The organism is Shewanella sp. LZH-2, assembly GCF_016859145.1.
Lineage (GTDB): Bacteria > Pseudomonadota > Gammaproteobacteria > Enterobacterales > Shewanellaceae > Shewanella > Shewanella xiamenensis.
The window spans coordinates 2,778,705-2,804,708 of record NZ_CP069350.1 but is presented as its reverse complement, the minus strand read 5'-3'; the positions used below and the strand labels follow the sequence as shown (position 1 = coordinate 2,804,708).

Annotated in this window: 22 protein-coding genes and 6 tRNA genes; 16 read left to right on the top strand and 12 right to left on the bottom strand. The window is 45.3% G+C overall.

Features of this window, described 5'->3' with window-relative positions:
• The first annotated feature begins 14 nt into the window (after positions 1-14).
• Positions 15-401: a hypothetical protein gene (locus JM642_RS12450; protein WP_203431894.1), complete on the top strand. Its 387-nt coding sequence runs from the start codon at positions 15-17 to the stop codon at positions 399-401.
• A 93-nt stretch (positions 402-494) separates the two neighbouring features.
• On the opposite strand, the gene JM642_RS12445 is transcribed toward JM642_RS12450, so the two are convergent.
• On the bottom strand, positions 495-1,319 hold the full coding sequence (locus JM642_RS12445) for a transporter substrate-binding domain-containing protein (RefSeq protein ID WP_203431893.1): 825 nt from the start codon (positions 1,317-1,319) through the stop codon (positions 495-497).
• Positions 1,320-1,451: 132 nt separating this feature from the next.
• Between JM642_RS12445 and JM642_RS12440 the strand changes: the two genes are divergently transcribed.
• The 5 genes from JM642_RS12440 to JM642_RS12420 all read left to right on the top strand — a co-directional run bounded on the left by JM642_RS12440 (position 1,452) and on the right by JM642_RS12420 (position 7,844).
• Positions 1,452-2,507, top strand: coding sequence for a DUF2157 domain-containing protein (locus JM642_RS12440; RefSeq protein WP_037428115.1), 1,056 nt, complete (start codon positions 1,452-1,454; stop codon positions 2,505-2,507).
• Entirely contained in the window at positions 2,500-3,624 is a 1,125-nt protein-coding gene (locus JM642_RS12435) for a DUF4401 domain-containing protein (RefSeq protein ID WP_203431892.1), read from the top strand. The genes JM642_RS12440 and JM642_RS12435 overlap by 8 nt, the downstream gene beginning before the upstream one ends.
• A complete protein-coding gene (locus JM642_RS12430; RefSeq protein WP_037417311.1) occupies positions 3,624-4,139 on the top strand; it encodes a GDYXXLXY domain-containing protein in 516 nt (171 codons plus the stop codon). The genes JM642_RS12435 and JM642_RS12430 overlap by 1 nt, the downstream gene beginning before the upstream one ends.
• 236 nt (positions 4,140-4,375) lie before the next feature.
• Positions 4,376-7,222 carry an ExeM/NucH family extracellular endonuclease gene (locus tag JM642_RS12425; protein WP_172590673.1) on the top strand — a complete coding sequence of 949 codons (2,847 nt, stop codon included), beginning with the start codon at positions 4,376-4,378 and terminating at the stop codon, positions 7,220-7,222.
• 193 nt (positions 7,223-7,415) lie between these two features.
• Positions 7,416-7,844: a DUF6678 family protein gene (locus JM642_RS12420; protein WP_203431891.1), complete on the top strand. Its 429-nt coding sequence runs from the start codon at positions 7,416-7,418 to the stop codon at positions 7,842-7,844.
• A gap of 58 nt (positions 7,845-7,902) precedes the next feature.
• On the opposite strand, the gene JM642_RS12415 is transcribed toward JM642_RS12420, so the two are convergent.
• The 9 genes from JM642_RS12415 to JM642_RS12380 form a co-directional block, all read right to left on the bottom strand.
• Positions 7,903-8,799 carry a hypothetical protein gene (locus JM642_RS12415; RefSeq protein WP_203431890.1) on the bottom strand — a complete coding sequence of 299 codons (897 nt, stop codon included), beginning with the start codon at positions 8,797-8,799 and terminating at the stop codon, positions 7,903-7,905.
• A gap of 10 nt (positions 8,800-8,809) precedes the next feature.
• Positions 8,810-9,568 (bottom strand): hypothetical protein, encoded by a 759-nt coding sequence (locus JM642_RS12410; protein ID WP_203431889.1) that lies wholly within the window; start codon positions 9,566-9,568, stop codon positions 8,810-8,812.
• Positions 9,568-10,098, bottom strand: a complete 531-nt coding sequence (locus tag JM642_RS12405) for a hypothetical protein (protein ID WP_144345858.1) — start codon at positions 10,096-10,098, stop codon at positions 9,568-9,570. Before JM642_RS12405 ends, JM642_RS12410 begins: the two co-directional genes overlap by 1 nt.
• Before the next feature lie 92 nt (positions 10,099-10,190).
• Positions 10,191-10,475, bottom strand: a complete 285-nt coding sequence (locus JM642_RS12400) for a J domain-containing protein (RefSeq protein ID WP_037417359.1) — start codon at positions 10,473-10,475, stop codon at positions 10,191-10,193.
• Positions 10,476-10,881: 406 nt separating this feature from the next.
• Positions 10,882-11,016: a hypothetical protein gene (locus tag JM642_RS20480; protein ID WP_275403227.1), complete on the bottom strand. Its 135-nt coding sequence runs from the start codon at positions 11,014-11,016 to the stop codon at positions 10,882-10,884.
• Between the two features lie 20 nt (positions 11,017-11,036).
• Positions 11,037-11,113: transfer RNA gene (locus tag JM642_RS12395), tRNA-Met, on the bottom strand.
• 146 nt (positions 11,114-11,259) lie between these two features.
• Positions 11,260-11,336, bottom strand: a tRNA-Met gene (locus JM642_RS12390).
• A 47-nt stretch (positions 11,337-11,383) separates the two neighbouring features.
• Positions 11,384-11,460, bottom strand: a tRNA-Met gene (locus tag JM642_RS12385).
• A gap of 37 nt (positions 11,461-11,497) precedes the next feature.
• Positions 11,498-11,574, bottom strand: a tRNA-Met gene (locus JM642_RS12380).
• A 257-nt stretch (positions 11,575-11,831) separates the two neighbouring features.
• Here JM642_RS12380 and rlmKL point away from each other — a divergent pair.
• The 5 genes from rlmKL to rmf all read left to right on the top strand — a co-directional run bounded on the left by rlmKL (position 11,832) and on the right by rmf (position 18,349).
• Complete coding sequence (rlmKL, locus tag JM642_RS12375; protein WP_203431888.1) at positions 11,832-13,967, top strand: bifunctional 23S rRNA (guanine(2069)-N(7))-methyltransferase RlmK/23S rRNA (guanine(2445)-N(2))-methyltransferase RlmL; 2,136 nt, start codon at positions 11,832-11,834, stop codon at positions 13,965-13,967.
• Positions 13,954-14,199, top strand: a complete 246-nt coding sequence (locus tag JM642_RS12370; protein ID WP_203431887.1) for a glutaredoxin family protein — start codon at positions 13,954-13,956, stop codon at positions 14,197-14,199. Before rlmKL ends, JM642_RS12370 begins: the two co-directional genes overlap by 14 nt.
• Before the next feature lies 1 nt (position 14,200).
• Complete coding sequence (locus tag JM642_RS12365; RefSeq protein WP_203431886.1) at positions 14,201-16,123, top strand: ABC transporter ATP-binding protein; 1,923 nt, start codon at positions 14,201-14,203, stop codon at positions 16,121-16,123.
• Between the two features lie 28 nt (positions 16,124-16,151).
• Positions 16,152-17,984 carry a DUF3466 family protein gene (locus tag JM642_RS12360; RefSeq protein WP_203431885.1) on the top strand — a complete coding sequence of 611 codons (1,833 nt, stop codon included), beginning with the start codon at positions 16,152-16,154 and terminating at the stop codon, positions 17,982-17,984.
• Positions 17,985-18,172: 188 nt separating this feature from the next.
• The gene (gene rmf / locus JM642_RS12355) at positions 18,173-18,349 is read left to right on the top strand and encodes a ribosome modulation factor (protein WP_006082074.1); all 177 of its coding nucleotides are present in this window, start codon (positions 18,173-18,175) and stop codon (positions 18,347-18,349) included.
• Between the two features lie 110 nt (positions 18,350-18,459).
• Here the strand turns inward: rmf and fabA are convergent, their stop codons facing one another.
• Together fabA and JM642_RS12345 are read right to left on the bottom strand one after the other, a co-directional pair.
• A complete protein-coding gene (fabA, locus tag JM642_RS12350) occupies positions 18,460-18,975 on the bottom strand; it encodes a bifunctional 3-hydroxydecanoyl-ACP dehydratase/trans-2-decenoyl-ACP isomerase (protein ID WP_011071970.1) in 516 nt (171 codons plus the stop codon).
• Between the two features lie 73 nt (positions 18,976-19,048).
• Complete coding sequence (locus tag JM642_RS12345; protein ID WP_203431884.1) at positions 19,049-20,782, bottom strand: AAA family ATPase; 1,734 nt, start codon at positions 20,780-20,782, stop codon at positions 19,049-19,051.
• A gap of 221 nt (positions 20,783-21,003) precedes the next feature.
• Between JM642_RS12345 and JM642_RS12340 the strand changes: the two genes are divergently transcribed.
• The 5 genes from JM642_RS12340 (at position 21,004) to uvrC (ending at position 25,966) form a co-directional block, all read left to right on the top strand.
• Positions 21,004-21,094 (top strand) — tRNA-Ser (locus JM642_RS12340).
• A 474-nt stretch (positions 21,095-21,568) separates the two neighbouring features.
• Positions 21,569-21,659 (top strand) — tRNA-Ser (locus JM642_RS12335).
• Between the two features lie 179 nt (positions 21,660-21,838).
• A protein-coding gene (locus tag JM642_RS12330) for an IS3-like element ISShes2 family transposase (RefSeq protein ID WP_152978900.1) occupies positions 21,839-23,067 on the top strand; the annotation gives its coding sequence in 2 pieces (ribosomal slippage) (positions 21,839-22,190 and positions 22,190-23,067; 1,230 coding nt in all).
• A gap of 315 nt (positions 23,068-23,382) precedes the next feature.
• Entirely contained in the window at positions 23,383-24,027 is a 645-nt protein-coding gene (uvrY, locus tag JM642_RS12325; RefSeq protein WP_011622328.1) for a UvrY/SirA/GacA family response regulator transcription factor, read from the top strand.
• A gap of 109 nt (positions 24,028-24,136) precedes the next feature.
• Positions 24,137-25,966, top strand: a complete 1,830-nt coding sequence (gene uvrC / locus JM642_RS12320; protein ID WP_203431883.1) for an excinuclease ABC subunit UvrC — start codon at positions 24,137-24,139, stop codon at positions 25,964-25,966.
• The last annotated feature ends 38 nt before the right edge of the window (positions 25,967-26,004 follow it).

Genomic DNA, 26,004 nt, shown 5'->3' with positions numbered 1-26,004 from the left:
GGAGGGGAAATATTATGCAGTTAACTATATTGGTGGCGGCGTTATTGAGCTTGATGATTTGTATTTATTACCTATCGCAAGGAAGATTACAGATTATAGCCATGCTTCAGGGAGCTAATATTGCTCAATTAAATAAGCAAGTGTTACTTAGTTTATTCTATTGCCAAATGAGCTTTTTCATCACAACGAGCCTCTGCTTATTTGCTTGCGCGCTAGGTGTCGTTCCTCGTATGTATGCCTACAGTTTATTACTATTTATCGGTTTAAATTACGGTATTTTTGCTATTTGGCATTGTCATATCGCCAAACTTGGTCCACCCGAGAAGAGGTTTAGTTTATATATCATGGCATTGAGCCTGTTGTTGGTATCATTATTTGCGTTGTTGGGAGCATTGCACTAATCCGTTTTATCAATATCGAGTTCGCACGAGGGCTCGAGATTAAATATTGTCTTTTAGGCACCATAGTGCTCACTAAATTGCTGTCAATACATCTTAGTGTGTGATTTGTCCTGCACTATTGTGTTCGCTGGCGAGCTTTAATCCATATTGGCGCACGAGCTCTGTGAGTTTGCCGTTTTGCTGCAATTGCTGTAACCAAATGTTGAGTTTATCTGGGTGTAGTTTCGAATGTGGATTGATTAACACGCCATGATAATAATGTTGATCCCATTGATTTGATACATAGAGTTGTTGATCTTGCGGATTTGAAGCGAGGTAAAAATTGAGGTAGGAAATGGTCACTGGGGCAATTTCTGCGCGCTTTCGAAGTACGGTTTCAATGGATGCTTTATTGCTGTTTACAAAAACGACCTTGTAGTTTTTTTCAAGCACTGCAGGATCGGTTTCGAAGTTGGCAAAGCGATAGTGGTAGCCTTTAACTAATGCTAGCGTTCGCTCTTTGAACAGTGCAAAAAACTGAGGATCTTTTACTTTTTCCTTCAAGGCGATAAAGACTTCGCCATCATGGATATGTAGAGGGATAAATGCTGTATTAAGTTTTTCCCACCCCCAGCGTGGATTTTCAAACATGATCATATCGAATCTTCCAGCTGCATAGGCTTTATATCTATGCTCTATGCTGGTGGAGACAAATTCAAAGCTGATTTCTTGCTGAATTTGGTTGAGGGCGTTGATGAGATCAAGCGTTAAGCCTGTATAACGGCCATCGCTCTGTAAATTGACATAGGGAGCAAATTGATAGCCCCCAACACGAATAACGGGTTTTGTCTGAGCGGGAGAAAGGGGACCTGCAGTTGCAACACTGAATAAATTCAACACTAGGCCTAATAGTAAATTCAGTAATACAGCTAGTCGCATAAGTTATCCTGTTTATCGTGAAGTCTTAAGCTTATCTTTAACAGAGACAAGTTAATACAATTAATTATTGCACTTAAGTTGGTTAAATGCGTATTTTGTGTGAGTCAGTATCAAAAATAAGGAAGTTTCATATTGCGCAATCTTACTTCTCAAGTTTATGAGTGGCTGGAGCAAGGACATATTACTCGGGCGCAGGCAAATGAGTTGTTTCGCAGCGTTTTGGTGTCGCCCAACTCTCTCAGTTGGCAGCGCTTATTATCCCTTTTGCTTCAGTGGGCGGGGGCGTTAAGCCTAGTGACGGGGATTATTTTCTTTTTTGCTTACAATTGGCAGTCCCTAGACAGAATAAGCAAATTTGCCCTGATTGAAGCCGCGCTATTGATTAGCCTTGTGTGCTTTGTTTGGCTGTATTACCGCAGCATATTGAGGCAAGTTGATGCCCATCATCTTTTTGGTGCCACGCTTGCAAACGTGGCACTGTTAGTGGTGAGTATGTTAATTGGTGGACTTTTAGCCTTGGTGGGCCAGACCTATCAAACGGGAGCGGATCCTTGGCAGCTATTTGCGTTGTGGGCATTAGCCATTATCCCCTTAGCTTGGGTGGCAGGTTTTGATGGCTTATGGTTGTTATTACTCGGGTTAGTTAATTTAAGCCTTGGACTCTTTGCTGATACCGCATCCTACCTTTTGGATGAACAGATTTGGTTATTTGTCTTTGCGGCTATTAATCTGACTATCTATTATGTTTTTGTTTTTATGGGAAAAAGCCAGAGCAATCGCTGGCATGCACCACTTATGCAGTATGCGAGTTCACTTATGGCCATGGGCTGTTTTACCTTATTGCTCTGTTGGATGATTTTTGAACCCAGTGATTCTAAGCCACTACTTGTAGGTGTGTGGGCTGGTTACTTTATTCATTTGTTATTGGGATTCTGGTGGTTCAGGCACAGATTATTACAGATTTATCCGTTGGCTTTGGGCGGTTTTAGTTTGATTGCTGTGGGTGCTGCGCTATTAACCGAACTGCTGTTTAAGAATAGCGATCCTATAGGCGGCTTTTTATTGATTGGGCTTTATATTATTTTGGCAAGTACCGGCTTGAGTACTGTGTTAATACGATTACAACGGCAATTTAGCGCCGAAATGACGCCAATATCCCTCGTAGGAGAGGAGCTGAGTCATGAATAACCCCCTCACTGATTCGACTCAAGATCCTGGTGCTTCAGCGGCGCAAACGCTTTGGAATAGTTTGTATGCAAAGGGCGAAGTGAACGCACCAGAACTGCCCCAATCCCATGAAATACCTTGGTATATTGCGTTGATGCAAGCCTTTGCAGCTTGGATTGCCGCCTGGTTTTTATTGGGCTTTATGGCGTCACTTTTCGATAGTGTGTGGGGGCGATTCGAAGGGGAAGCCGCTCTGTTTATCGGTTGTATCTATTTAGGCTTAGGACTCGCCGTGTATTGGGGCGGGCGCCAACAGCACTTTTTACAGCAATTTGCCTTTGCCTCATGTTTAAGCGGTACGCTTGCCCTTGCTTGGGGACTGTTTGATTTGCTCGGCGATACCTTTAATCTTGCTTGGTATCTGAGTATGGCCGCTTTGTTTCTGTTGCTTTGGGGCATGATAAAACACAAGATTGCTCAATGGGTATTTGCATTCTGTTTATTAGCCTGTTTGACGGGGCTGTTGGCTGAGTGGCATTTACTCAACTTAACACCGACTTTGCTGGTGTCGTTACTGAGTGTGGTGCTATTAAATATCCATCGCACAGGATATCACTATCAGAGGGCGAGGATGTTGGTCTATGGTGCTGCTTCACTTTTGCTCTCCATTCAACTAATACATGTCTTCAGTATGGATAGGATCTTCAAGGCGTTATTTATATCCGGTTGGCAGTCGGGAATGGCAGTTAGTCATTTACTCGTAGTATTTACTCTTTGTGGTTTCCTACTCGTTAGTCTGTTTAACCAATTGCAAATCTCACTCACCGCCCCCAGTGGGTTGTTTGCGTTTTTAGGCCTAGTGCTGATTACTGCACTGTCTTTACCCATGCAGGGTTTATCGACAGCTGTGTGGCTCATCTTGTTGGGGCACTATGCAAATGAGTCTTGGTTGAAGGGAATGGGTATTGTTTCAGGGTTGGTTTTTGCTGGTGGTTATTATTATTCATTAGAGACAACGCTGATGCTTAAGTCGCTGTATTTGATGGGATTAGGATTGTTACTGCTTGCCGCGAGATTAGTGATGTGGCGTTACTTTCCTATCTCAGACACACAAGCAGAGTTAGAGGAGCATGTGTAATGGGGACGGCGATGTTGTATTTAGCGAACAGCCACCGAAGAGTCCTATTATTGGTTGTTGTTACTGTGGTGGCCTTGCTGACGATGGTGAATTGGCGAATCGCCCAGTTTGAGCAGTTATTGCAAGATGGCAAAGTGGTGCGTTTTGCCTTAGCGCCAGTGGATCCTCGCTCGATTATGCAGGGGGATTATATGGCCTTGGAATATGCCATTGCACAGGAGGTACGCGCCGCGTTGCCTGAGGGGATGACGCAGGGGCAACTACTGTTGACTCTCGATTCGCAAAAAGTGGCGCACTTTGTCGGTATTTACCGTGACCAGCCCAAAGCCGCCGATCAACTCACCGTAGATTTTCGCCTGCGCAATCATAGGGTAAAGCTGGCCTCAAATAGTTTTTTCTTTGAAGAGGGCCAAGCTGACCACTTCAGCCAAGCCAAATACGGCGAGTTCAGAGTCAGCGAACGGGGAGAGTTGTTGTTGGTGACGCTGCTTGATGAGCAGCTGCAACCGCTATAACGGGAAACCGTAATGGATGTTAACAAGATGGTGAGTTAGGCTCGCCATCTTCGCTATTTTTCCTAGTACAATCCGCTAAATCGTCGCCTAAATATCCATCTTAAGTTGCAACTTAAGTGCAACTAATTTGTAACCTTGATTCCCTATAGTATCGTCAGTTTTCGAAGCTGAATGCTTCGTAAAATGGTCAATCATAAACTCAAATATCAATATAAAAGATACTTTTAGGGGTCATTATGTTTAATAACAAAACGCTGTTGGCGTTAGCCATCAGTAGCATCTGTGGCGTTGCTCATGCTGCCGATAATCTAATTATTTCTGAATATGTTGAAGGCAGCGGCAATAACAAAGCCATTGAGCTGTACAACCCAACCGCCAACAGCATCGACTTAAGCCAGTATCAATTGCGCTTCTATTTTAATGGCAGCACAAATGTGGGCACGACTATCACCCTGAATGGCACCTTAGCGGCAGGGGCAACTTATGTTGTCGCTGATAACGACGCATCGGCCGATATTCTGGCGGTGACGAATCAACAAAGCAGCGCGAGTTTTTTCAATGGTGATGATGCCATTGTGCTGACCTATCAAGACCAAGTGATTGATAGCTTAGGCCAAGTGGGTGTCGATCCAGGCAGTGAATGGGGCAGTGGTGATTTATCGACCCAGGACAACACGCTGCGCCGCAATCCCGATCAGCTAATCGCCGATACCATTATTGATGATGCTGTTACCTTTAATACATGGTTAGGTTTTGCCAAAGACGATATCTCGGATCTGGGTAAGTTTAGCGCAGGCACACCAACCGATCCTGTTGAGCCGCCACCGAGTTCATTAGCCTGTGGTGAAGCCTCAACGCCTATCCATGCCCTACAAGGTTCGACCAATGTCAGTCCGTTAAACGGACAAACCTTAGTGGTAGAAGCCATAGTGGTGAGTAACCAAGAAGCTGGCTTAAAGGGCATCTTCGTGCAAATGGCCGACAACGAAGCCGATAACGATCCACAAACATCGGAAGGGGTGTTTGTTTATACCGGTAATGCGCCTACGGGTTACGTGGCGGGCGACCGTGTACGCTTAAAGGCTAAAGTCACTGAATATCAAGGCTTAACGGAACTGACTACCGTTGCCGATCATAAACTTTGCGTTGCAGGACAAGCTTTACCGAGTGCCGCGGTAGTGACTTTACCCGTCAACTCAAGCGATGACTTTGAACCCTTTGAAGGCATGCGCGTACGCTTTAGCCAAGATCTGGTCGTGAACGAAGTCTACAATTTGGGCCGCTATGGTGAAATTTCACTCGGTAGCAGCCGTCACTTTATTGGGACACAAGTCGCTGCGCCAGGTGCCGATGCTTTAGCCGTCACGGCGGCCAATCTCAAAGACAGTATTTTACTCGACGATGGCTTAACGGCGCAGAACCCTGATCCGGTGATTTTCCCTGCGCCAGGTTTAAGCGCATCGAACACTGTGCGTGTGGGTGATAAAGCCACGAGCCTTACTGGTGTTATGCACTATGGCTTTAATCTTTATCGCATTATGCCGACTGAGCCCGTTAATTTTGTAGCGGAAAATCCTCGCCCACAATCACCAGTGCTTGCTGAAGGCGGCAACCTGAAAGTCGCCAGCTTTAACGTACTGAACTACTTTAATGGCGATGGACAGGGCGGTGGTTTCCCCACTGCGCGTGGTGCCAATACCCTGAGTGAGTTTGAGCGTCAAAAAGCGAAGATTGTCAGCGCTATGGTGGGGATCAGTGCCGATGTGTTTGGTCTGATGGAAATCGAGAACGATGGCTTTGGCGCCAACTCGGCGATTGCCGATCTCGTGGCGGGCCTCAATGCCGCCGTGGGTGAAAATCGCTATGCTTATGTTATTCCAAAGGTCAATGGCAGCAGCTTAAGTGCGATAGGTACGGATGCGATTACCGTCGGTTTAATTTATCGCAGTGACAAAGTGAGCCCTCAGGGGGATGCGCGTATTTTATCAAGCGCTAACTCTCCCTTAGATGACGCCGCGCAGCCGCTGTTCGACGACAGCAAAAATCGCCCTATGTTGACTCAAGCCTTCGCGCTAAACGGCAGTGAGGAAAGCGTGGTGGTTGCTGTTAATCACTTGAAATCTAAAGGCAGTGAGTGTGCTGGCGATCCAGATATGAACGATGGTCAAGGCAACTGCAATATTACCCGTAGTCGTGCAGCAACGGCGGCAGGGCAGTGGATTGCCGCGCAGTATCCTGAGCAAGGTGTACTGCTGATTGGTGACTTAAACTCCTACGCCAAGGAAGACCCGCTGATGGCATTGGCTAACGCTGGCTTTAGTGAGTTGTTCGCCAAACTTGAAAAAGCTAATCCTTATTCCTATGTATTCTCGGGTGAATCGGGACAGTTAGACCATGCGCTCGCGAATGCTGCGTTAGTGGATAAAGTCCTAGATGTGACTGAGTGGCATATCAATACCGACGAGCCACGTGTGTTAGATTACAACGAAGAGTTTAAGACCCCTGCGCAGGTGCAAGACTTGTACGCTAGTGATGCTTATCGATCATCTGACCATGATCCTGTAGTGATTTCACTCTTGCTCGAAGCTGAAAAAGTCGCCCCTGAAGCCAGCTTCACTCAGGTTGTGAATGGTGCGAGTGTGCAATTGAGGTCAACCGCCATTGATAGCGATGGCCAAATCGTTTCTACTCAGTGGGACTTTGGCGATAATAGTCAAGGTATTGGAGAGGCGGTATCACACACTTATGCGCAAAGTGGTGATTACCTAGTGACGTTAACCGTAACGGACAATGACGGCTTAAGCCATAGCAGCTCGCAAATGGTGACTGTAGTAGTTGAAAACGTGAAAAAACCACCCGTTGCCCAAATTCAGCGCATCAATCTATGGCTGGTCGATATGTTTATTTCGACTAGCTATGACACCGATGGGGTTATTAAGCAGCATAAGTGGAAGTTTGATAATGGTACCCGCGCCAATGGTCCTGTAGTACTGCGTCTGGCGCGCCGCGGAGAGCATACTGTCGAATTAACCGTTAAAGACAATGATAAATTAACGGATACGACAACACTGACATACCGTTAAGCGTTAGCCTCTTTCTTTAAATATCAAAAGCCTGCTGTTGCAGGCTTTTTACTTTGATTCACTTACTTAATTGACTATATTAACGGACTATAGCGTGCTTGAAATTCAAGCTAAGTCGCTGTAAGTACATCCTCGCTTAAGCTAAGATGACGCCACTTATGGATTTTTACTCACAGGGAGCACACTCATCGCAATGAATGCAGACACCTTGGCGTACCTCAATCAGTATCAATTAACCTCAGTGATGAACCTTACTAAATGGCGTAAGCTTGAGCAGGCACTCCATGAGGCACCAGAGTTTGTGCCCCATGTGCGTTATAAGCTGCTGGAAGATGTTGAGCCAAACCCTGGTTTTACGCCAGTGTGGTGGGACGAGTTACTCGCTATTTGCGAGAGGATTGAGTGGCTTGAAATTGATCCGCTGAAAAGAGAGCACCGCGGCAGATTGCTGCCGGAAAAGACCACGGATTTTACAGATTATATTGAGGCGCAACTGCATAAGTATCGGCTTCCCTACAGTAAAGAAGCTCAAGGGATCAGGATTTGGGGCTATCTACGCCCCGATGCAACTATGCCTGTATTTGTTATTGCGGCTGGTGGCGAGACGATAAAGGAAGCGTAAGCAAATTCAGACGACAGATAAAAAACGGGGCGCTAATTGATTAGCGCCCCGCTAAGGATTAAAGCACGATATAAAGTGGCCAGCCGAGTAGGCCGACGAGTCCTTCTTTATGCTCGAATCTTTCTAAACGCTCAGGTGAGGCGTCATTGAGCAGCAGCTCACGGTAGCTTTTTGCAAAATGCAGTGTTCGCAGCAATGCTGGCGCAAAGTTTTTCCCCAAATCTTTACCGATAGTCTCGGCCAGCTCCGCGGGGAGTTCCGTCAAGGCTTTTTGAGTTTGCTGCTCAATATACTCAAGGCTAAACCATTCGTCCTGCAAGCTGATTTTGGCAATGCGCTTTTTAAGATCTTGTCTGACTTTGGCATTATCAAACAACATCCGATACAACACTGCTTCGGCCAATACGCTCTCGAGATTTAAGAAATCCAAAGGATCGTAGCTGGTTTGGGCATAAAACTGTGCCATTAGCGCCGCAATCGATTGCTGACGTTGGTGCTCGACTAATGCATCCTGATAGGCCTCATATCCAAGCCACTCTTCGGCGTCTGGTGGCGTAGAGACTTGTTCCAGTAGGAATTTATCTACATCACCATAGAGTGATTTTCCATTGACCAGCTTATGTTTGCTCACAACGCTAAGCATGCTCCAGCCCTTTTGGAAGCATTTGACCACGCCGTCGCTGGTGAGCAATAAACGCAATGCCTGTTGTTGATCTTTATTCGATAGTTCCATTAACCCGAGACTAACGACGCCAATCACATCGTGCGCCGCTTGTTCCAGTAAGTGCATCTTGTACTTGTTGTAGAACTTATCTGCCAATTTGAGGCTCATCAAAATGGCTTTAGATTTGATTTGTGCGAGCTGCTCACCGCTAAGGGTGTTGTCTGCTTGGCCTTTGGCCAACACCTTACTCAGGTATGGGCCTTGGTCTAAATCACGCAGTACCAGTTGCATCTAGGGATCCTTAATCTAAAAAGCTAAACATATCATCCACTTCTGCGTATTCATCCGTGACTTGGTTTTTCTCTTTGGCTTGGATAACTAATTCATTAACGAATTTGTTAATGATCATTTCCCAGCCAGGGCTTTCGTTACGCAGCAGGTTTTTAATGGCTTTTTCTACATCGGGTGCCAGCTCATGGATTAATGCCATCAGACTACGTGGGTCATCTAGGCTTAAGCTATGGGCTTCTTCGCTGGCGACGCGGTTGTCATAGCCGACGGTATCAGTATCTTCTTCATCGTCATAATAATCGTTGAAGTGGTCTTCATCGTCGTGGCGTTCGCCCAGCATCATCTCGATAAAAGGGATAGACAGATAGAAGAGGCCGGCGGGATCTTCGGCAATGCACTCTAAAATAGCGGTTTGTTTTTCTTCGCTATCTTGAATACGAATTAAATAAGTTAAAAAATCAAAGGTATGCTGAATGAGTTCTTCGGCATTGTTTTTGATTTTTTCCTCCCAATACAAAGGTTGCTGACAGACGATGTCGCGAATTTGCTCAGGTGTCATCAGCTCCGACATAATTGACGGGCAGGAGATATCGTGGTGACTATTGATTTGCGTCAGTGTCACAATATCCATTTTTTCAATGACTTCGACTAATTGCTCATCGTTCATTGTGGTGGCGATGAGTTCGAAACGTTTACTGGCCTGTTTTGGCTCGACATCGGCGAGCTCTTTAATCTCGGCAACGGTTATCTCAATGAGACTGGTGTTCATTAGCGGTCCTCATCATCGTACTGATCGTAATAGCCATCTTCCTCTTCGCCGTCATCATCGTCGTCATCGGAATAGTCGGCGTAATCACTGTCTTCGTCTTCAAAATCATCAGCGCTGCGTTTAGGGGCTGGCGTACTTTTGCCTTGGTTTTCCAATAAGTACAGTACTGCGCAGCTTTCAATCAGTAAATCCTCTGAGTAAGCACGCACTGCTAGCACTAATGGCAAATCGGCATTGTTAAAGCCGATTGTGACCTTAAACTCATCCCACTCAGGTTGCGTTGCCGTATTGATCCAATGGGCCCATTTGAGCTTGGCATCACTTGGAAATTTGACTCGGCCATACAGTGCAACCGGCAAATACTCGGGTACCGACTCGAGCATTTTAGGATCGGCTTGTAATACTTTTTTGATTTGACTGGTAAATTGTTCCAGTGCCTTGGGGGTATCCGGGTCATCATAGGACTCGATATTGTCGTAGGCATTGGTCTTAAGCTCATTAATGCGTGAGATATTCAGTTTTTTGGCCATGGGCTTGTCTCGAAATAAAGCGCAGAAATAATTTATTCGGCGTAGAAAGTGCGGATTTAACCGCTCGTTAATTCGGCGCTAAAAATAAAATATTAAGGGTAGAACTGATCCCATAATTCACGCATTGCGCCATTGGGGTCGGTCACTATCACATTGTTGAAATCTCGGATAAACGCATTTCTAAGCTTCGGATCGGACAAGACTTCATACGCTTTTTTGACGCGTTCAAGTTGCTGTGACGCTTGCTCTTTTTCGTCATCAGAGGCACCTAACAACTTATCAGGATGATACTTGTTTGAGAGCCGACGATAGGCTTTTTTTATGTCGTCTTCTTTGGCGCTAGGTTTGATACCAAGCACACTAAAGTGGTTAATCATATTTGTACCTGCAGGCGATGGATTGGTATCGCAAGATAAAGCTTGAGTGCTGATTATCTGCCAATTTGTGGAATTATGATTAGTCAGCGACGGATCATAGCAGAAATGCGTGTTGGGCGGCAAACGACTATGGCTGCATTTAGAGCGAAAAATGAATACTAAACTGGGGTTTGTGAAGATCGGCAACCGCAAAGGCAATCGGCAATAAGTGGCTAAGACGAAGTTGGTACAAATATCAGCTAACACTGCAATTTTTCTACGAGTTAATGCCTCCGTTTTTATCAGTCATTTCAGGATGTAACTAAACTAATTCGATAAACGATTCGAGTAAATCAAGCCAAACTCAGTACGATAAATTTCGGACACAAAAAAACCAGCTTATGCTGGCCTAGTCATGATTTCTGTATTAATTGGTTGCGGGAGCTGGATTTGAACCGACGATCTTCGCCTGTTGTTTATAAAGGGCTGAGCCCGACGAGCTAGCATGGTGAAACTCAGTACGATAAATTTCGGACACAAAAAAACCAGCTGATGCTGGCATAATCGTTATCATTGTTAAATTGGTTGCGGGAGCTGGATTTGAACCAACGACCTTCGGGTTATGAGCCCGACGAGCTACCATGCTGCTCCATCCCGCGTCCGATTAACACTGTTGATCACTGTTTTAATTCTGTCATCTTAGAATTGGTTGCGGGAGCCGGATTTGAACCGACGACCTTCGCCGTTGTTTATAAAGAGTTGAGCCCGACGAGCTGTTTCTTTTTATAAACGTATACATCTAAATTGGTTGCGGGAGCCGGATTTGAACCGACGACCTTCGGGTTATGAGCCCGACGAGCTACCATGCTGCTCCATCCCGCGTCCGAGTAACGCTGTTGATCACTGTTTTAATTCTGTCATCTTAGAATTGGTTGCGGGAGCCGGATTTGAACCGACGACCTTCGGGTTATGAGCCCGACGAGCTACCATGCTGCTCCATCCCGCGTCCGATATCTATCTGTATTACTTATATTTGCTTTAAATGGTTGCGGGAGCTGGATTTGAACCAACGACCTTCGGGTTATGAGCCCGACGAGCTACCATGCTGCTCCATCCCGCGTCCGTCTTCAAAGCGGGGCAGACTATAACGGCAGCGCTGTGGCATTGCAAGGAGGAATTCTAAAAAAGCGGACGAATGCTTAAATATAAAGCGTAGTGCGGGGAATTTACCCAGTATTGACCGTGATATCGGATTTTAATGGGTTAAATGTGGATTAACTACCTGACTAAATCGAGTTTTGGCTAATAACTGTTTATCTTTTATGTGGCTTCGCAGGTATAATGTTGGTTTGATTTTGACTGCGTATTGATTATCCCATGCTTAATTTTTTTGCTGCCGCCCCTAAGGGCTTTGAATATAGCTTAGCCCAAGAACTGACAGAATTTGGTGCGACCGAGATTAAAGAAAGTGTAGCCGGTGTCTATTTTACCGCGCCTCTGGCTTTAGCCTATCGCATTACCCTGTGGACGCGTTTAGCCAGCCGTATTGTACTGGTGATCTATAAGGGGCCCTGTGAGTCGGCGGAGCAGTTATATAATGCAGCCTACTGTATTGATTGGTCAGCACATTTCTCTAATCGCAACACCTTTAGTATCGATTTCCATGGCACGGGTGGTTTTATTAACAATACCCAGTTTGGTGCGCTAAAGATTAAAGATGCGATTGTTGACCGTTTCCGTGATGACGGTGATGCCCGTCCAAACGTCGCCCGTATCGATGCCGACATTAAAGTTGATGCACATTTTCGCAATGGGGTCATTACCATTGCGATGAATTTTTCTGGCCCATCACTGCACCAACGTGGTTACCGTTCAACCACGGGTGAAGCGCCTTTAAAAGAAAATCTCGCGGCGAATATGCTTTTTCGCAGTGGCTGGAAAGCCGCGCCGACTACCTTACTCGATCCCTTCTGCGGCAGTGGTACAGTGTTGATTGAAGCGGCTTTGATGGCCGCCGATATTGCTCCAGGTTTACAACGCAGCCGTTTTGGTTTCGAACATTGGCGTCGTCACGATAAGGCCACTTGGCACGAAATTGTCGAAGAAGCTAAAGCGCGTGCATCGTTAGGAGTAAAGCGCTGCGAAGTGAAGTTCTATGGCTCTGATATCGACTCACGCTTAGTGGCGTTAGCAAAACGCAACGCGCAAAATGCAGGCGTGCTTGAATTAATTGAGTTTAAGGTGGCAAATGCCCTTAATGTGGAGCCGCCAGCGGCTGAAGGTTACCTCATCACCAACCCTCCTTACGGCGAGCGTTTAGGCAGTGTGTCTGAGCTGTTGCAGCTGTACTATCAATTAGGCGATAAATTCAAAAAAGAATTTGGTGGCTGGAAAGTGGCCATGCTGTGTAGCGATATCGAGCTTATCTCAGCACTGAAACTTAAAGCCGATAAACAGATGAAGATGTTTAATGGCGCGCTAGAATGTGCCTTTAACTTATACACGCTTTACGCACAAAGTACCCGCCGCGATACGCCAGTATTGCCAGAGGGCGTCGATATTGCTGATATCGCCCCCGCTTTTGCTAATCGTATTAAGAAAAACGCTAAGCAATTTGAAAAGTGGGCCCAAAAAGAGGGGATTGATAGTTATCGCCTCTATGATGCTGACATTCCGGAATACAACGTCGCGGTCGATAAGTATCTTGATTATGTTGTGGTACAAGAATACATGGCACCAGCCAGTATTCCAGAGGCCGTCACGAAACGTCGTTTAAGCGATGTGCTGCTGGCTTTGCCTGCGGCCATTGGTGTCCATCCACACAAAATCATTATGAAGACCCGCGAGCGTCAAAAGGGCACTAGTCAATACCAAAAGCTGGATGAACGTAAGTTAGAGCTTATCACCACTGAATATGGCGCTAAATTTAAGCTAAACCTGACGGGTTATTTAGATACTGGGCTGTTCCTTGATCATCGGTTAACTCGCCGTTTGGTGGGGCAAAAATCCAAGGGCCGCCGAGTACTGAATTTATTCTCTTATACGGGCTCAGCTTCGGTGCATGCCGCGTTAGGCGGGGCAAAGTCAGTCACGACTGTCGATATGTCAAACACTTATCTTGCTTGGGCGAAAGAGAACTTTGCCCTTAACAATCTCAGTGGCAAACAATATGAGTTTGTTCAGGCTGACTGCTTGCAGTGGATCCGCGATTGTAACGAACAATATGATTTGATTTTTATCGATCCGCCCACCTTCTCAAATTCCAAGCGCATGGAAGACTCCTTCGATGTGCAACGTGATCATGTAAATTTACTCGGTATGCTAATCAAGCTGTTAAGTCCAAACGGTGAATTGGTGTTCTCTAACAATAAGCGCAAGTTTAAGATGGACATTGAGACTTTAACCAAAATGAAGATTAAGGTGCAAAACATCGACGACATGACGTTGCCGCTGGATTACAAACGTAATCCTCATATCCATAACACCTGGTTAATTACCCATGCAGATAAATAATGCATTGCAGGCAAGCTATGTGTTGTATCACACCGAAGGTTGTCACTTGTGCGAACTGGCGGCAGCCTTGTTAAATGCCGCCCAGGTACGTTATACCGCCATCGATATTTGCGATGATGAAACCTTAGCAGAGCGTTATGGCGTGTCGATTCCTGTGGTTAAAGCCCAGGACGAGCGTTGTTTATGTTGGCCATTTGATGCCACGCAATTACAAGAATTTTTAGGAGCTTAGTTTGAGTCTGGTTCGTATCAATAATGGCTCGTTAGCCTATGGTTACACCCCGCTACTGCAAAATGCCGATTTCACTATCGAGCGCGGCGAGCGGGTTTGTATTGTTGGCCGTAACGGTGCAGGCAAGTCGAGTCTATTAAAGATTTTATCCGGCGATGTGCTGCTCGATGAAGGTGAATTTAACATCAATGGTAGCGTCACGGTCAGTCGGTTACAGCAAGATCCACCTAAAGCTGAGCAGGGTACGGTTTACGCTTACATTGCTGCAGGTTTAAAAGAAGTAGGTGAAGCTCTAGAGCAATACCATCAATTATCCCACGATGTCGCTTTTGCTGAGCCTGAGCAAATGGAGCGCATGCTCAATCAAATGCAAAAGTTGCAGGAGACGTTAGACCACCATAATGGTTGGCAACTTGACTCGCGGATCAATCAAAATTGTGAGCTTTTGGGGTTAGATCCCGATAAATCTTTAAGTGAATTATCTGGGGGGTGGCAACGTAAAGTGGCACTTGCCCGTGCGTTAGTCAGCGCGCCAGATTTATTGCTACTCGATGAGCCAACCAACCACCTCGATATTGATACTATTGAGTGGCTAGAAAAATTCCTGCTGGATTTCCAAGGCGCCATCGTGTTTATCAGCCACGACAGGGGCTTTATTGCTCGCATGGCCACGCGGATTGTGGATTTAGATCGCGGTGTCGTGACGTCATGGCCCGGTAATTATCAAGCCTATCTTGATGGTAAACAAGAATGGCTGCGGGTCGAGGCTGAGAAAAACGCATTATTTGATAAGCGCTTAGCCGAAGAAGAAGTCTGGATCCGCCAAGGTGTTAAGGCGCGTCGCACCCGTAACGAAGGCCGTGTGCGTGCGTTAAAAGCCTTGCGTCAAGAACGCAGTGAGCGCTTGAATCGTCAAGGTAATGCCAAAATGGCGGTGGCCGATACTGAGCGTTCTGGTAAATTGGTCTTTGATGTGAAGGACTTAAACTATAATTTACCTGATAAAAATCTGGTCAAAAACTTCAATACCACAGTGATGCGTGGTGATCGTATTGCGCTTATCGGCCCCAACGGCTGTGGTAAATCGACGTTAATTAAATTATTGATTGAGAAGTTACAACCTCAATCGGGTGAAGTGAAAGTCGGTACTAAGCTCGAAATCGCCTACTTCGACCAATACCGTGAAGCACTGGATCCTGAGCAAACTGTTGAAGATAACGTGGGTGAGGGTAAAAAGACCATCACTATCAATGGTCAAGATCGCCATATTTTAAGTTATTTGCAGGATTTCTTGTTCTCACCAATGCGTGCCAGAACGCCGGTAAAGGCGCTATCAGGCGGAGAGAAAAACCGTTTATTACTGGCGAAGTTACTCATTCGTCCCGCAAACCTTATCATTCTGGACGAACCAACAAACGATCTTGATATTGAGACCCTAGAATTGCTAGAGTCGCTGCTGACTGAATATGAAGGCACGTTGTTGCTGGTCAGCCATGACCGGGCGTTTATCGATAATACCGTGACCAGCAGTTGGTGGTATGCCGGTAATGGTCACTGGACTGAGTATGTTGGCGGTTACCAGGATGCTATCGATCAAGGTGCAAAGTTTTATTCTGAGGAACCTAGTCAAGCAAACACGGTCGAAGCTCCTGCGACGGCAAAAAACGCTGAGGTTAAAGTGGCTGAGCCTGCCAAAGCCGCAAAAAAACTGTCCTATAAATTACAGCGTGAGTTAGAGGCAATGCCAGAGTTGATGGAGAAATTAGAGGCCGAAATCCTCGATTTACAAACCACAGTGGCAAGCCCAGATTTTTATAGTCAGACGCAGGATAAAATCAATCAGGTATTGAGCTTGTTAGCGGATAAAGAAAAGCAATTGGAAGTTTGCTTCGAGCGATGGGAAGAGCTTGAGTCACTGAAGTAAACCAATAATAAAAATGGGAATTGAATTAATGAAGTTAAAGTTGGATAAAGCCCTGTCCTTGGTTGCCTTAGGTGTCCTTGGCGTATTGCACAGTGCCCATGCTGCACCAGTCTATGAAATTGTTAACATTGATAATTATGATCTACCACTTGCAGACACCCTCCAAGGTACGCGTAATGGTTACGCTTTAGGTGTTAATGGCAACGATGAACTGGTCGGTATCGCCAAAGGCAAGAAAAAACTCAGTACATCCGATGTTGAAGGTGGTGTGATTGATGTTGAAGATGGTATTGCCTCAGAGGAAACTATCACCTATTCAATTACGGCGGCCATTATTGCGAATAACTTTGCCTTTATCGCTGCGCAAAATGGTGCCACTGGTGCGTGGAAGCCAACCTTTGACAGTATCAATGGTACCACGCCACCAAGTGATTCTTCGGTTGTGAATTCAGTTGATACTTTTTACTACGGCATCAATGATGCGGGTGTGAAAGTTGGCAGCATGACTGCCCCTGAAAAGAAGACAGAAAATACTGCAACCACAGATAATGCAACCGACTATTGGTATTATCGCGATTATGAGTACCGTGGTGTTGCCAAAGTGGGTGACACCGAGATCCCATTACCACCTCCTTATACTCAATATGTTAAGGATGATAAGACTGTAGAGCTCGGTGGTTGGTCTGCGGCAACGGCAGTTAACAATAATAACTTAGTGGTGGGTTATGCTAGCACTAATATCAGCAAGTATGGTGGTGATCGGGTTGCTTACTGTTTAGGTACCGATAACACTTTGCCATTAGATGTGTGTATTCAGCGTGAGCAATATCCTAATGCTCAAGGCACGCGTAACATCCAGTACCAAACCCGTGCTTATGTTTGGCAACTAGATAATGGCATTGCTACTGGCACTGAGTTACCGCTAGGATTAACTCCCGCCAGTGACAATACATTGACATTTACTGCACAGGCATTAGGCGTGAATAACGACGGTGTGGTGGCTGGTCGCTCACATGTTTACCGTAACGGTAATACCGATAGATTACGTCAAGATGCGGCCTATTGGACCAAAGATACAGAGGGTAAATATCAATACCATTGGATCCCAATGGGAGACTCAATTTTGAGCTCTATTGCCTACGATGTAAACGACAATGGAATTGTTGTGGGAAGTTATCGTAGTTATATCCAAGGTTACCAACGCGATAAATTCTTCTATTTTGATATTAATACCCCAGATGTGCCTTATGTGACGCCTAATGATTTTGCTGCGACAACCACAGATCTATCTAGCAAAGCGAAGGATATCAATAACAAAGGTCAAGTCGTTGGTTATATTGAAACCACCTATGATAAAGAAAAGCCACGCCCTAAGGCTGGCTTCCTGTATGAGAAATCAACGGGTGAATTCAATAACCTCAATAATTTGCTGACCTGTGAATCTAAAGGTTTTGAAAAGGGGGCTGATGGTAATTGGGCTCGCCATAAGGTTGAAGTTAAGGATGGAACAGGCAAGGTATTAAGCTATAACAGTGATATTCTCATTGTCGAAGCTGCCAGTATAAATGAAGAGGGTACTATTGTTGGTACTGCATTCATTCGCAAGCCTTCATACCAACTCGATAAAGATGGCAACATTATTGTTGGTGAAAATGGCCTACCTCTGTTTGAACTCAGCGGTAATGGTGACCCTGTGACAGCGTATATTCCACGTATGGTTGTGCTTAAACCTACCACTAACGGTGAAGCATGTACCGTAGATGAAAGTACTGATACGGGGAATTATGAACGTAAAGGTGCAGCATCTTTCGCGTGGTTATTAGCCTTACCCTTAGTTTGGTTACGTCGTCGGGTTCGCTAGTTTTTAAGCTTGAATTCAGACTAAAAAAATCGAGGCAAAATGCCTCGATTTTTTTTTAATCATGATCTCAATAGTTTAATAAATAGTCGATAAAATGAACGATTTTTTGATTGATCTCGGCGCTGAAAAGCACTATTCCTATGGGTGAAGCTGTTGCTTCTATTTCACGTAGAACAGAGGACGCTTGCATGAAAAGACAAAAACGAGATCGTTTAGACAGAGCTTTTTCAAAAGGATTCCAAGCTGGTGTTGGTGGACGCTCTAAGGAGCTCTGTCCTTATGCAAATCTTGATTCGCGGTCACAGTGGTTAGGTGGTTGGCGTGAAGGTGTGGATGGCCGAGTTAATGGGCTATTTAATAAATAATGGCGTTTTGCTCATTAATTAAATAGCCCAGAACAAACAGAGTAATGCAGCATAATTGCCCTCAGATGAGGGCATTTTTGTCTCTATTGAATATTGCAGGGTAAAGCAGGTTAGAAGGTCGAAGTATCGCTAAATACACCGACTTTAAGGTCGGTTGCACTGTAAATTTGACGTCCATCTACTTCAAGGATGGCATCGGCAATACCCATTACTAATTTACGGTGGATGGTACGTTTGATATTGAGCTTATAAGTGACCTTTTTCGCGCCGGGTAATACTTGACCTGTAAACTTCACTTCACCCACACCTAAAGCGCGACCTTTGCCTTCAGCACCTTCCCAGCCTAGGTAAAAACCAACCAGTTGCCACATGGCATCTAAGCCTAAGCAACCCGGCATAACTGGGTCAGTGATAAAGTGGCAGTCAAAAAACCATAATTCTGGCTTAATGTCGAGTTCGGCAACAATTTCACCTTTTCCAAACTCACCACCGTTGTCATTGATGGTGATGATCCTGTCGATCATCAGCATGTTGTCTACGGGGAGGCGAGGGGAGTTTGGACCAAATAATTTCCCATGGCCACAGGCGATAAGTTCTTCTTTGTTGAAACTGTTTGCTTTATTCATTGTTTTACTACTCCAGCAATAAGAGCGCCAAGATTAGCGAACACGTGTAAGCTAAACAACTCCGATCAGCTAATTAATGTCGAAAAAATCCTAGTTTTGCGAGTAATCTCGTCATTAAGCCTATTTCTTCTTCACCGTTACCAGCTAGCTTGTCTAATCGTTGTTGCACTAGACCATATAAGGATTCTGCTGGGAAGTCATTATCTTCATCGGCAACGCCAGCGGGCATCTGCATCAATAGCTCGACCGCTTCATCCATATGTTCAATGGCATAAATATGGAACAAGCCTTTGCCTACAGCTGTAATCACTTTGGGGTGTAGATTAAGCTGTAATATATTTGACTTGGGCATAATTACACCTTGCTCACCGGTTAAGCCTCGGCGTTCACAAAGATTAAAAAAGCCTTCAATTTTTTCATTAATACCACCGATAGCTTGCACATTACCAAATTGATCCAATGCGCCTGTAATCGCCAGCGACTGAATAATCGGTTGTTCTGCAATGGCTGACATCAAGCAGCAATATTCTGCAAGCGAGGCGCTATCGCCATCGATCTCCTGATAGGATTGCTCAAATACAATATTGGTATTTAGGTGCAATGGCGCATCGCGACCAAAGATACGATATAAGCAGGCTGAAAGGATCATCATACCCTTTGCATGGATATTACCGCCCAGCTCTGACTTTCTTTCAATATCTGCAACTTCACCGTCACCATAGTGTACCGTAGCGGTGATCCGTGCTGGTTCACCATAGCAGTGATCAATCGCATCGATAACCGTAAGACCATTAATTTGTCCTACCATAGCGCCCGTAGTTGGCAGATTTATGAAATTGTCATCAAAACTTTGGCTTGAAAATTCTTCAGAGCTATTATGGCGATAATTGGCTTGCGATAGCGCACGTTCAATGCTGGCGGCATTAATTGTTGATTTACCGCGATAGACTTTTGCCTGCGCCATTAACTGCGCCAAATCTAGCATTGAGAGACTTAAGCGACGTTGATGCTCGGTTAATCTAGCACTGTGTCTAAAGAGTGGGGCAAGACTAGATTGTTCTAATGTGACATCGACACTTTGTGCCACCGTTTGTAGCCAACTGGCATATTGCGCTTCTTTAAAACGGGTCAAATCCAGTTCACCCGCCAGTTCTGCCAACAGGTTAAAGTGGCGTTGAAATTGCCAATCTTCAGACCTAATTTGGCTATAGATTAAACCCGCGCCAATTAAAATAATTTTACAATTTAATGGGATTGGGCTTAGGTTGTGACTGATTTGATACTCTTTCTGTGTCAGGATTTGCAGCAGCAAATCCCATAAGCCTTCTCGTTTCCACAGGGATTCAGCGCAGATAAATACATAATGGCATTCGGCCAATGCACCCGCTTGATATTTACTGCTATTACCTGATTGCACCATACGGCCAAGTAGGTCTGAACGGCGGATATTGCCACTCAGATAGCGATAACTGACATGCTTTTCAGCAATTGAGCCTTGGTTGTCCTGCGGCGCTTCATATTGCCAATGGAATTGAATGGTTTTATCTTCGGGGCGCTTTGCCACCAGATAAGCTGCCGGCAATGGCTCAAGCGTTTCCATTAATGCTTTGATCATTAATAGTCTATCGATGCCAGGAAAATCAGCGAGATACAGTTGTTGATCGGCAATGGCGTTATGTAACTTAAAGGCATCCAATACGCGCTCTTGACCTAAAAGCAACGCTTTATATCCTGTTGGCAATTGCGACAGGACGGGAAGATTAAATTCAGGGGCGAGTGAGGATGAAGGTATCAAGAGTGAATTCATATAAGCATTTACCGTGAAAAGTTACCGCGATTTTACCATACCGAGAGGGCAAGTCTCTTACTGTATAGGTGTTTTTATGCTGCTTTACCCAGATATTGCTGAAAATATGTTTGCTATTCGCCTGAAAATTCATCCGTCTGAACATAAGATGAGCATTTGACACAATATTCAAAAATTGCTGTTTACAAGCACCGATGATGCTTATATTATTTGCGGCGTTCGGAGGGGTGGCAGAGTGGTTTAATGCACCGGTCTTGAAAACCGGCGTGGGTTTATAGCCCACCCAGGGTTCAAATCCCTGCTCCTCCGCCATATTTCACGGAAAGGCCATCAGCAATGATGGCCTTTTTGTTTATGTCATGTCAGTCAAAAAGGTCGCTAAACAATTAGCGGCCTTTTTGCATCTGGTTCCATGGTATGAGATGTTTGATTACATTGCCAAAAGGCGTATCTGCGATTGTCTTGATAATCATTATGTTCTGATATGAAGAAGTTGATTTTTAAGGTTTGGATTAACCTTCTCCTACGCTCCCTATTTATACTTCATCTTTTTCATATGAAGCCGCAACCTTAAAAAAGTGCTCGCGATTCTTTAATCTATTCAAAAGTGACTTAGGTAATGTTGTTGTCATGCCGGTTTTTAGTGAGCAGAAATAGCAACAGATCAAAAATCGCCCTGAAAGCGATGATTTCATCGCCAGCTGGATATCAAATCGCCAATCAATTCAAATAATAATAAATTTAAGTTTACAGCTTTGGGCGAGATGTATATTATCTCGCTCGTTCGGAGGGGTGGCAGAGTGGTTTAATGCACCGGTCTTGAAAACCGGCGTGGGTTTATAGCCCACCCAGGGTTCAAATCCCTGCTCCTCCGCCATATTTCACGGAAAAGCCATCAGCAATGATGGCTTTTTTGTTTATGCAATTTGCACCCGGGTTCTTCATGCTAAGCGCTGCTCCAGCACAATAGTCGGCTAAAAAGCCGCTAAGCAATTAGCGGCTTTTTGCATTTACATGTCCCGTCCTGAAATACGTTGACATAAAGAGGACTTCTTTATGACAACATCAATTAACTCAAGCCGTAAGCGCACACAACGAGATTACACCTTAGCCTTTAAATTAGGCGTTGTAGAGCGTGTTGAAAAAGGCGAAATGACGTACAAACAAGCCCAAGCCCGTTTTGGTATTCAAGGCCGTTCAACGGTACTCGTTTGGCTTAGAAAACATGGTAGACTCGATTGGTCGAAACCTTTTCAGCATCCCCTTATGCCTAAGTCAAAAGAAACCCCTGCCGAAACTATTAAGCGCCTTGAACGTGAGTTAGCAGAAGAGAAACTGCGTAACAAAATCCTCAATGGTATGGTTGATATCATGGACAATGAATATGGAGCAGGCCTCAGAAAAAAGTACTTATCCGGTACGTCTGGCAAGCAAAAGGCAACGGAGAAATAAACCTCGCAGCCGCATGTCGTGCTGCGGGTATGTCGAGGCAAGGTATTTATCAGGCAGTTGCTCGAATGGAAAGTCGTAGAGCTGAGCTATCGGTCATCAAAGACTGGGTTCAGTACTGGCGTAAATATATGCCAAGGTTAGGGGCCCGTAAGCTCTACACGTTGATAAAATCCAGGCTGGTTGAGCACGATATTAAACTTGGGCGAGATGGGTTCTTTACCTATTTGAGAAGTGAAGGTTTGCTAGTTAAACCGAAGAAAAGCTACACAAAAACCACGTTCAGCAAACACTGGATGAAGAAGCATCCTAATTTGCTGAAAGAGAAAGGACTGCATGATGCAGAGCATGTACTGGTCAGCGATATCACCTATCTTGAGTCAGACCAAGGTGTGCACTACCTGTCATTGGTCACCGATGCCAGTTCGCGTAAGATAGTCGGTCATCACGTGAGTAAAGACATGAAAGCCGAGAGTGTGGTGAAAGCGTTAAAAATGGCCATAAAAGATAAGCGCTATATCGGCAATGCAGTGCATCACTCAGACAGAGGCTTACAATACTGCTCAGCCGTTTATCAGAATGCGCTTCAGGCGAGCCAAATCCAGCCGTCAATGACGGATGGTTATGATTGCTACCAAAATGCATTAGCAGAAAGAGTGAATGGCATACTGAAGCAGGAGTTTTTACTGCACCGATGTAGGACATTTGCGGAACTGAAGATACTTGTTAGAGAATCGATAGCAATATACAACGATATGAGACCGCATCTGAGTTTGAATATGGCAACCCCTAATCAGGTGCACAATAGAAAAGGCCAGCTACGGGAGCTGGCCTAAAAACTGTCAACCTATCTTAGGACGGGACAACACGACTTCATTTTCGATGAGCGTTTTAAACCTGCTATATTTTGCGTCAGCTTATCAATTAGCCCAATCCTGAGCTCCACTCATACTTTCATCATACCAAGCTCTTAATTTCAAACTGCATTAATTAGCAAGTTGTTTCTTTAAATATCATCTAGTTAACAATATTCATTTTATGCTTTGCGAAATGCCATTGTTGGGCTAAATTACCCTGATAACCTATATTCCGGTTGCGGTATTCTGATTTGGCTAACTCTCTTAGTCAGCATTGGTTAAAGGTGGATAAAGTTGATATCGATATATTTAGTTGACGATCATGAGCTGGTGAGAACTGGGATCCGCCGTATCTTAGAAGATGAGCGGGGGATCAAAGTTGTGGGTGAAGCGCCCGATGGTGAGACCGCGGTACAGTGGGCGAGACAAAATGAAGCCGACGTCATCTTAATGGACATGAATATGCCTGGTATGGGCGGACTCGAAGCCACGCGTAAAATTCTTCGTTATCAACCTCATGCCAAGATTATTGTGCTAACAGTGCATACTGAAGATCCGTTCCCCAGTAAAGTGATGCAGGCGGGCGCGTCTGGTTATTTAACCAAAGGTGCGACGCCACCTGAAGTATTGCAAGCGATACGTCAGGTTTCCCGTGGGCAGCGCTATTTATCTCCTGAAATTGCCCAACAAATGGCATTGAGCCAATTCAATCCGGCCGATGAGAATCCGTTTAAAGCCTTGTCTGAGCGTGAGCTGCAAATTATGTTGATGATCACCAATGGTGAAAAGGTCAATGATATTTCTGAGCAGCTCAACTTAAGCCCCAAAACCGTTAACAGTTACCGTTATCGCTTATTTGCGAAGCTTGGGATCAGTGGTGATGTGGAGCTGACCCGTTTAGCGATCCGCTATAAAATGTTAGATGCTGGTCATTTCTAATGGCCGCTTATGTCAATGGTTCTAGCATTAATTAAGTGTTAGCTGTGAGTTTGAAAACGATTTATCAAGCAGTTTTGAAGATGGTAAGTAAAAGAGTGGGTGTGTAACGATGTCGACAGGTTTTAACGCCCAGAGTTTTTTACGCACGGTCTCCTCCTCTGCTGGGGTTTATCGCATGTATGACGTCAAAGGTGACGTCATCTATGTGGGTAAAGCCAAAGATCTTAAGAAGCGCTTATCCTCCTATTTCCGAAAAAACCTTGGCAATGTAAAAACTCAGGCGCTGGTGTCCCATATCCATCATATCGATGTGACGCTGACCCACAGCGAGACAGATGCGCTGCTGCTTGAGAATGACTATATCAAGCAGTACATGCCCAAATACAATGTGTTACTGCGGGACGATAAGTCATACCCTTATATTTTCTTGAGCCAACACGAGCATCCACGCCTCGCATACCATCGCGGGCCGCAGCGGGAGAAGGGCCATTATTTTGGGCCTTATCCGAATGGCGGCGCGGTGCGCGAAAGTTTGCACTTGATGCAAAAGCTGTTTCCTATCCGCCAATGTGATGATCTCTATTATAAATCCCGCACTCGGCCCTGCCTGCAATACCAGTTATCCCGTTGTAGTGCGCCTTGCGTCGGCAAGGTCAGTAATGCGGAGTATGATGAACAGGTAAAACTTGCCAGTTTGTTCCTAAAGGGAAAAGACAAGCAAGTTATCAGTGAATTAGTGGCGAAAATGGAAGAGGCCGCCGAGCAGCAAGCCTATGAGCAAGCTGCGCGCTTTCGCGATCAAATTATGGCACTGCGCCGGGTTGCTGAGCAGCAAGAAGTCTCGGGAAACACCGGCGATATGGATGTTATCGGCGTACACTATGCCTCGGGTATCGCCTGTTTCCATTTACTCTTTATTCGCGAAGGTAAGATTTTTGGTAGCCGTAGCTATTATCCAACGGTTCCCGCGCAAACGGATATCGAAGAAGTCTTACGCTCCTTCCTGCTACAGTTTTATTTAAATGCCGATATTCAACGCACTATTCCTAAGGAGGTGGTGATAAGCCATCACTTTGAAGAATTGCATGAGTTAGAGGCGGCCGTCTCTGAGGCGTTGAATAAAAAATTCAGCATTAAAACCAATGTGCGCGCCGACAGGGCGAGTTTTTTGCGCCTTGCGCTGACCAATGCCACCAATGCGGTGATGACGCGCCTGTCCCATAAAAACACTGTTGAACAGCGTTTTGTCTTGTTGGAAGAAATCCTCGAACTTAGTGCGCCGATTCAGCGAATGGAGTGTTTCGATATCAGTCATACCATGGGCGAGAGCACTGTAGCCTCTTGTGTGGTGTTTAATCGTGAAGGGCCGCATAAAGCCGAATATCGTCGTTATAATATTGAAGGTATTACGCCAGGCGATGATTATGCCGCCATGAAGCAAGCCATTAGCCGTCGATTTGATAAAATTGATGCCAGCGGCAAAATCCCTGACATTTTATTTATCGACGGCGGTTTAGGTCAGCTGCGTATTGCGCAGCAAATTGTCGATGAGAAATTTGTCAATTTAGATAAAGCGCCGCAGCTTATTGGGGTGGCAAAGGGAGAGAGCCGTAAACCTGGGCTGGAAACCTTAATCTTTGGTGACACAGAAACGAGCTTTTCCCTTGAGGATGACTCACCCGCATTGCACCTTATTCAACATATTCGCGATGAATCGCACCGCTTTGCCATCACTGGGCATCGTAATCGCCGTCAGAAAACCCGTAACACCTCAACGCTTGAATCCATTTCGGGCATTGGCCCTAAACGCCGTAAAGCGTTACTCCAACATTTGGGCGGTTTACAAGAAGTGAAGGGCGCGAGCGTGGCCGAGTTAGCGAAAGTGCCTGGGATCAGCATAGAAATGGCACAAACCATTCATGATGCATTGCGAGGGTGATAAAATTAAGGCAAGATTGGCGCTGCTTTTGACTAACT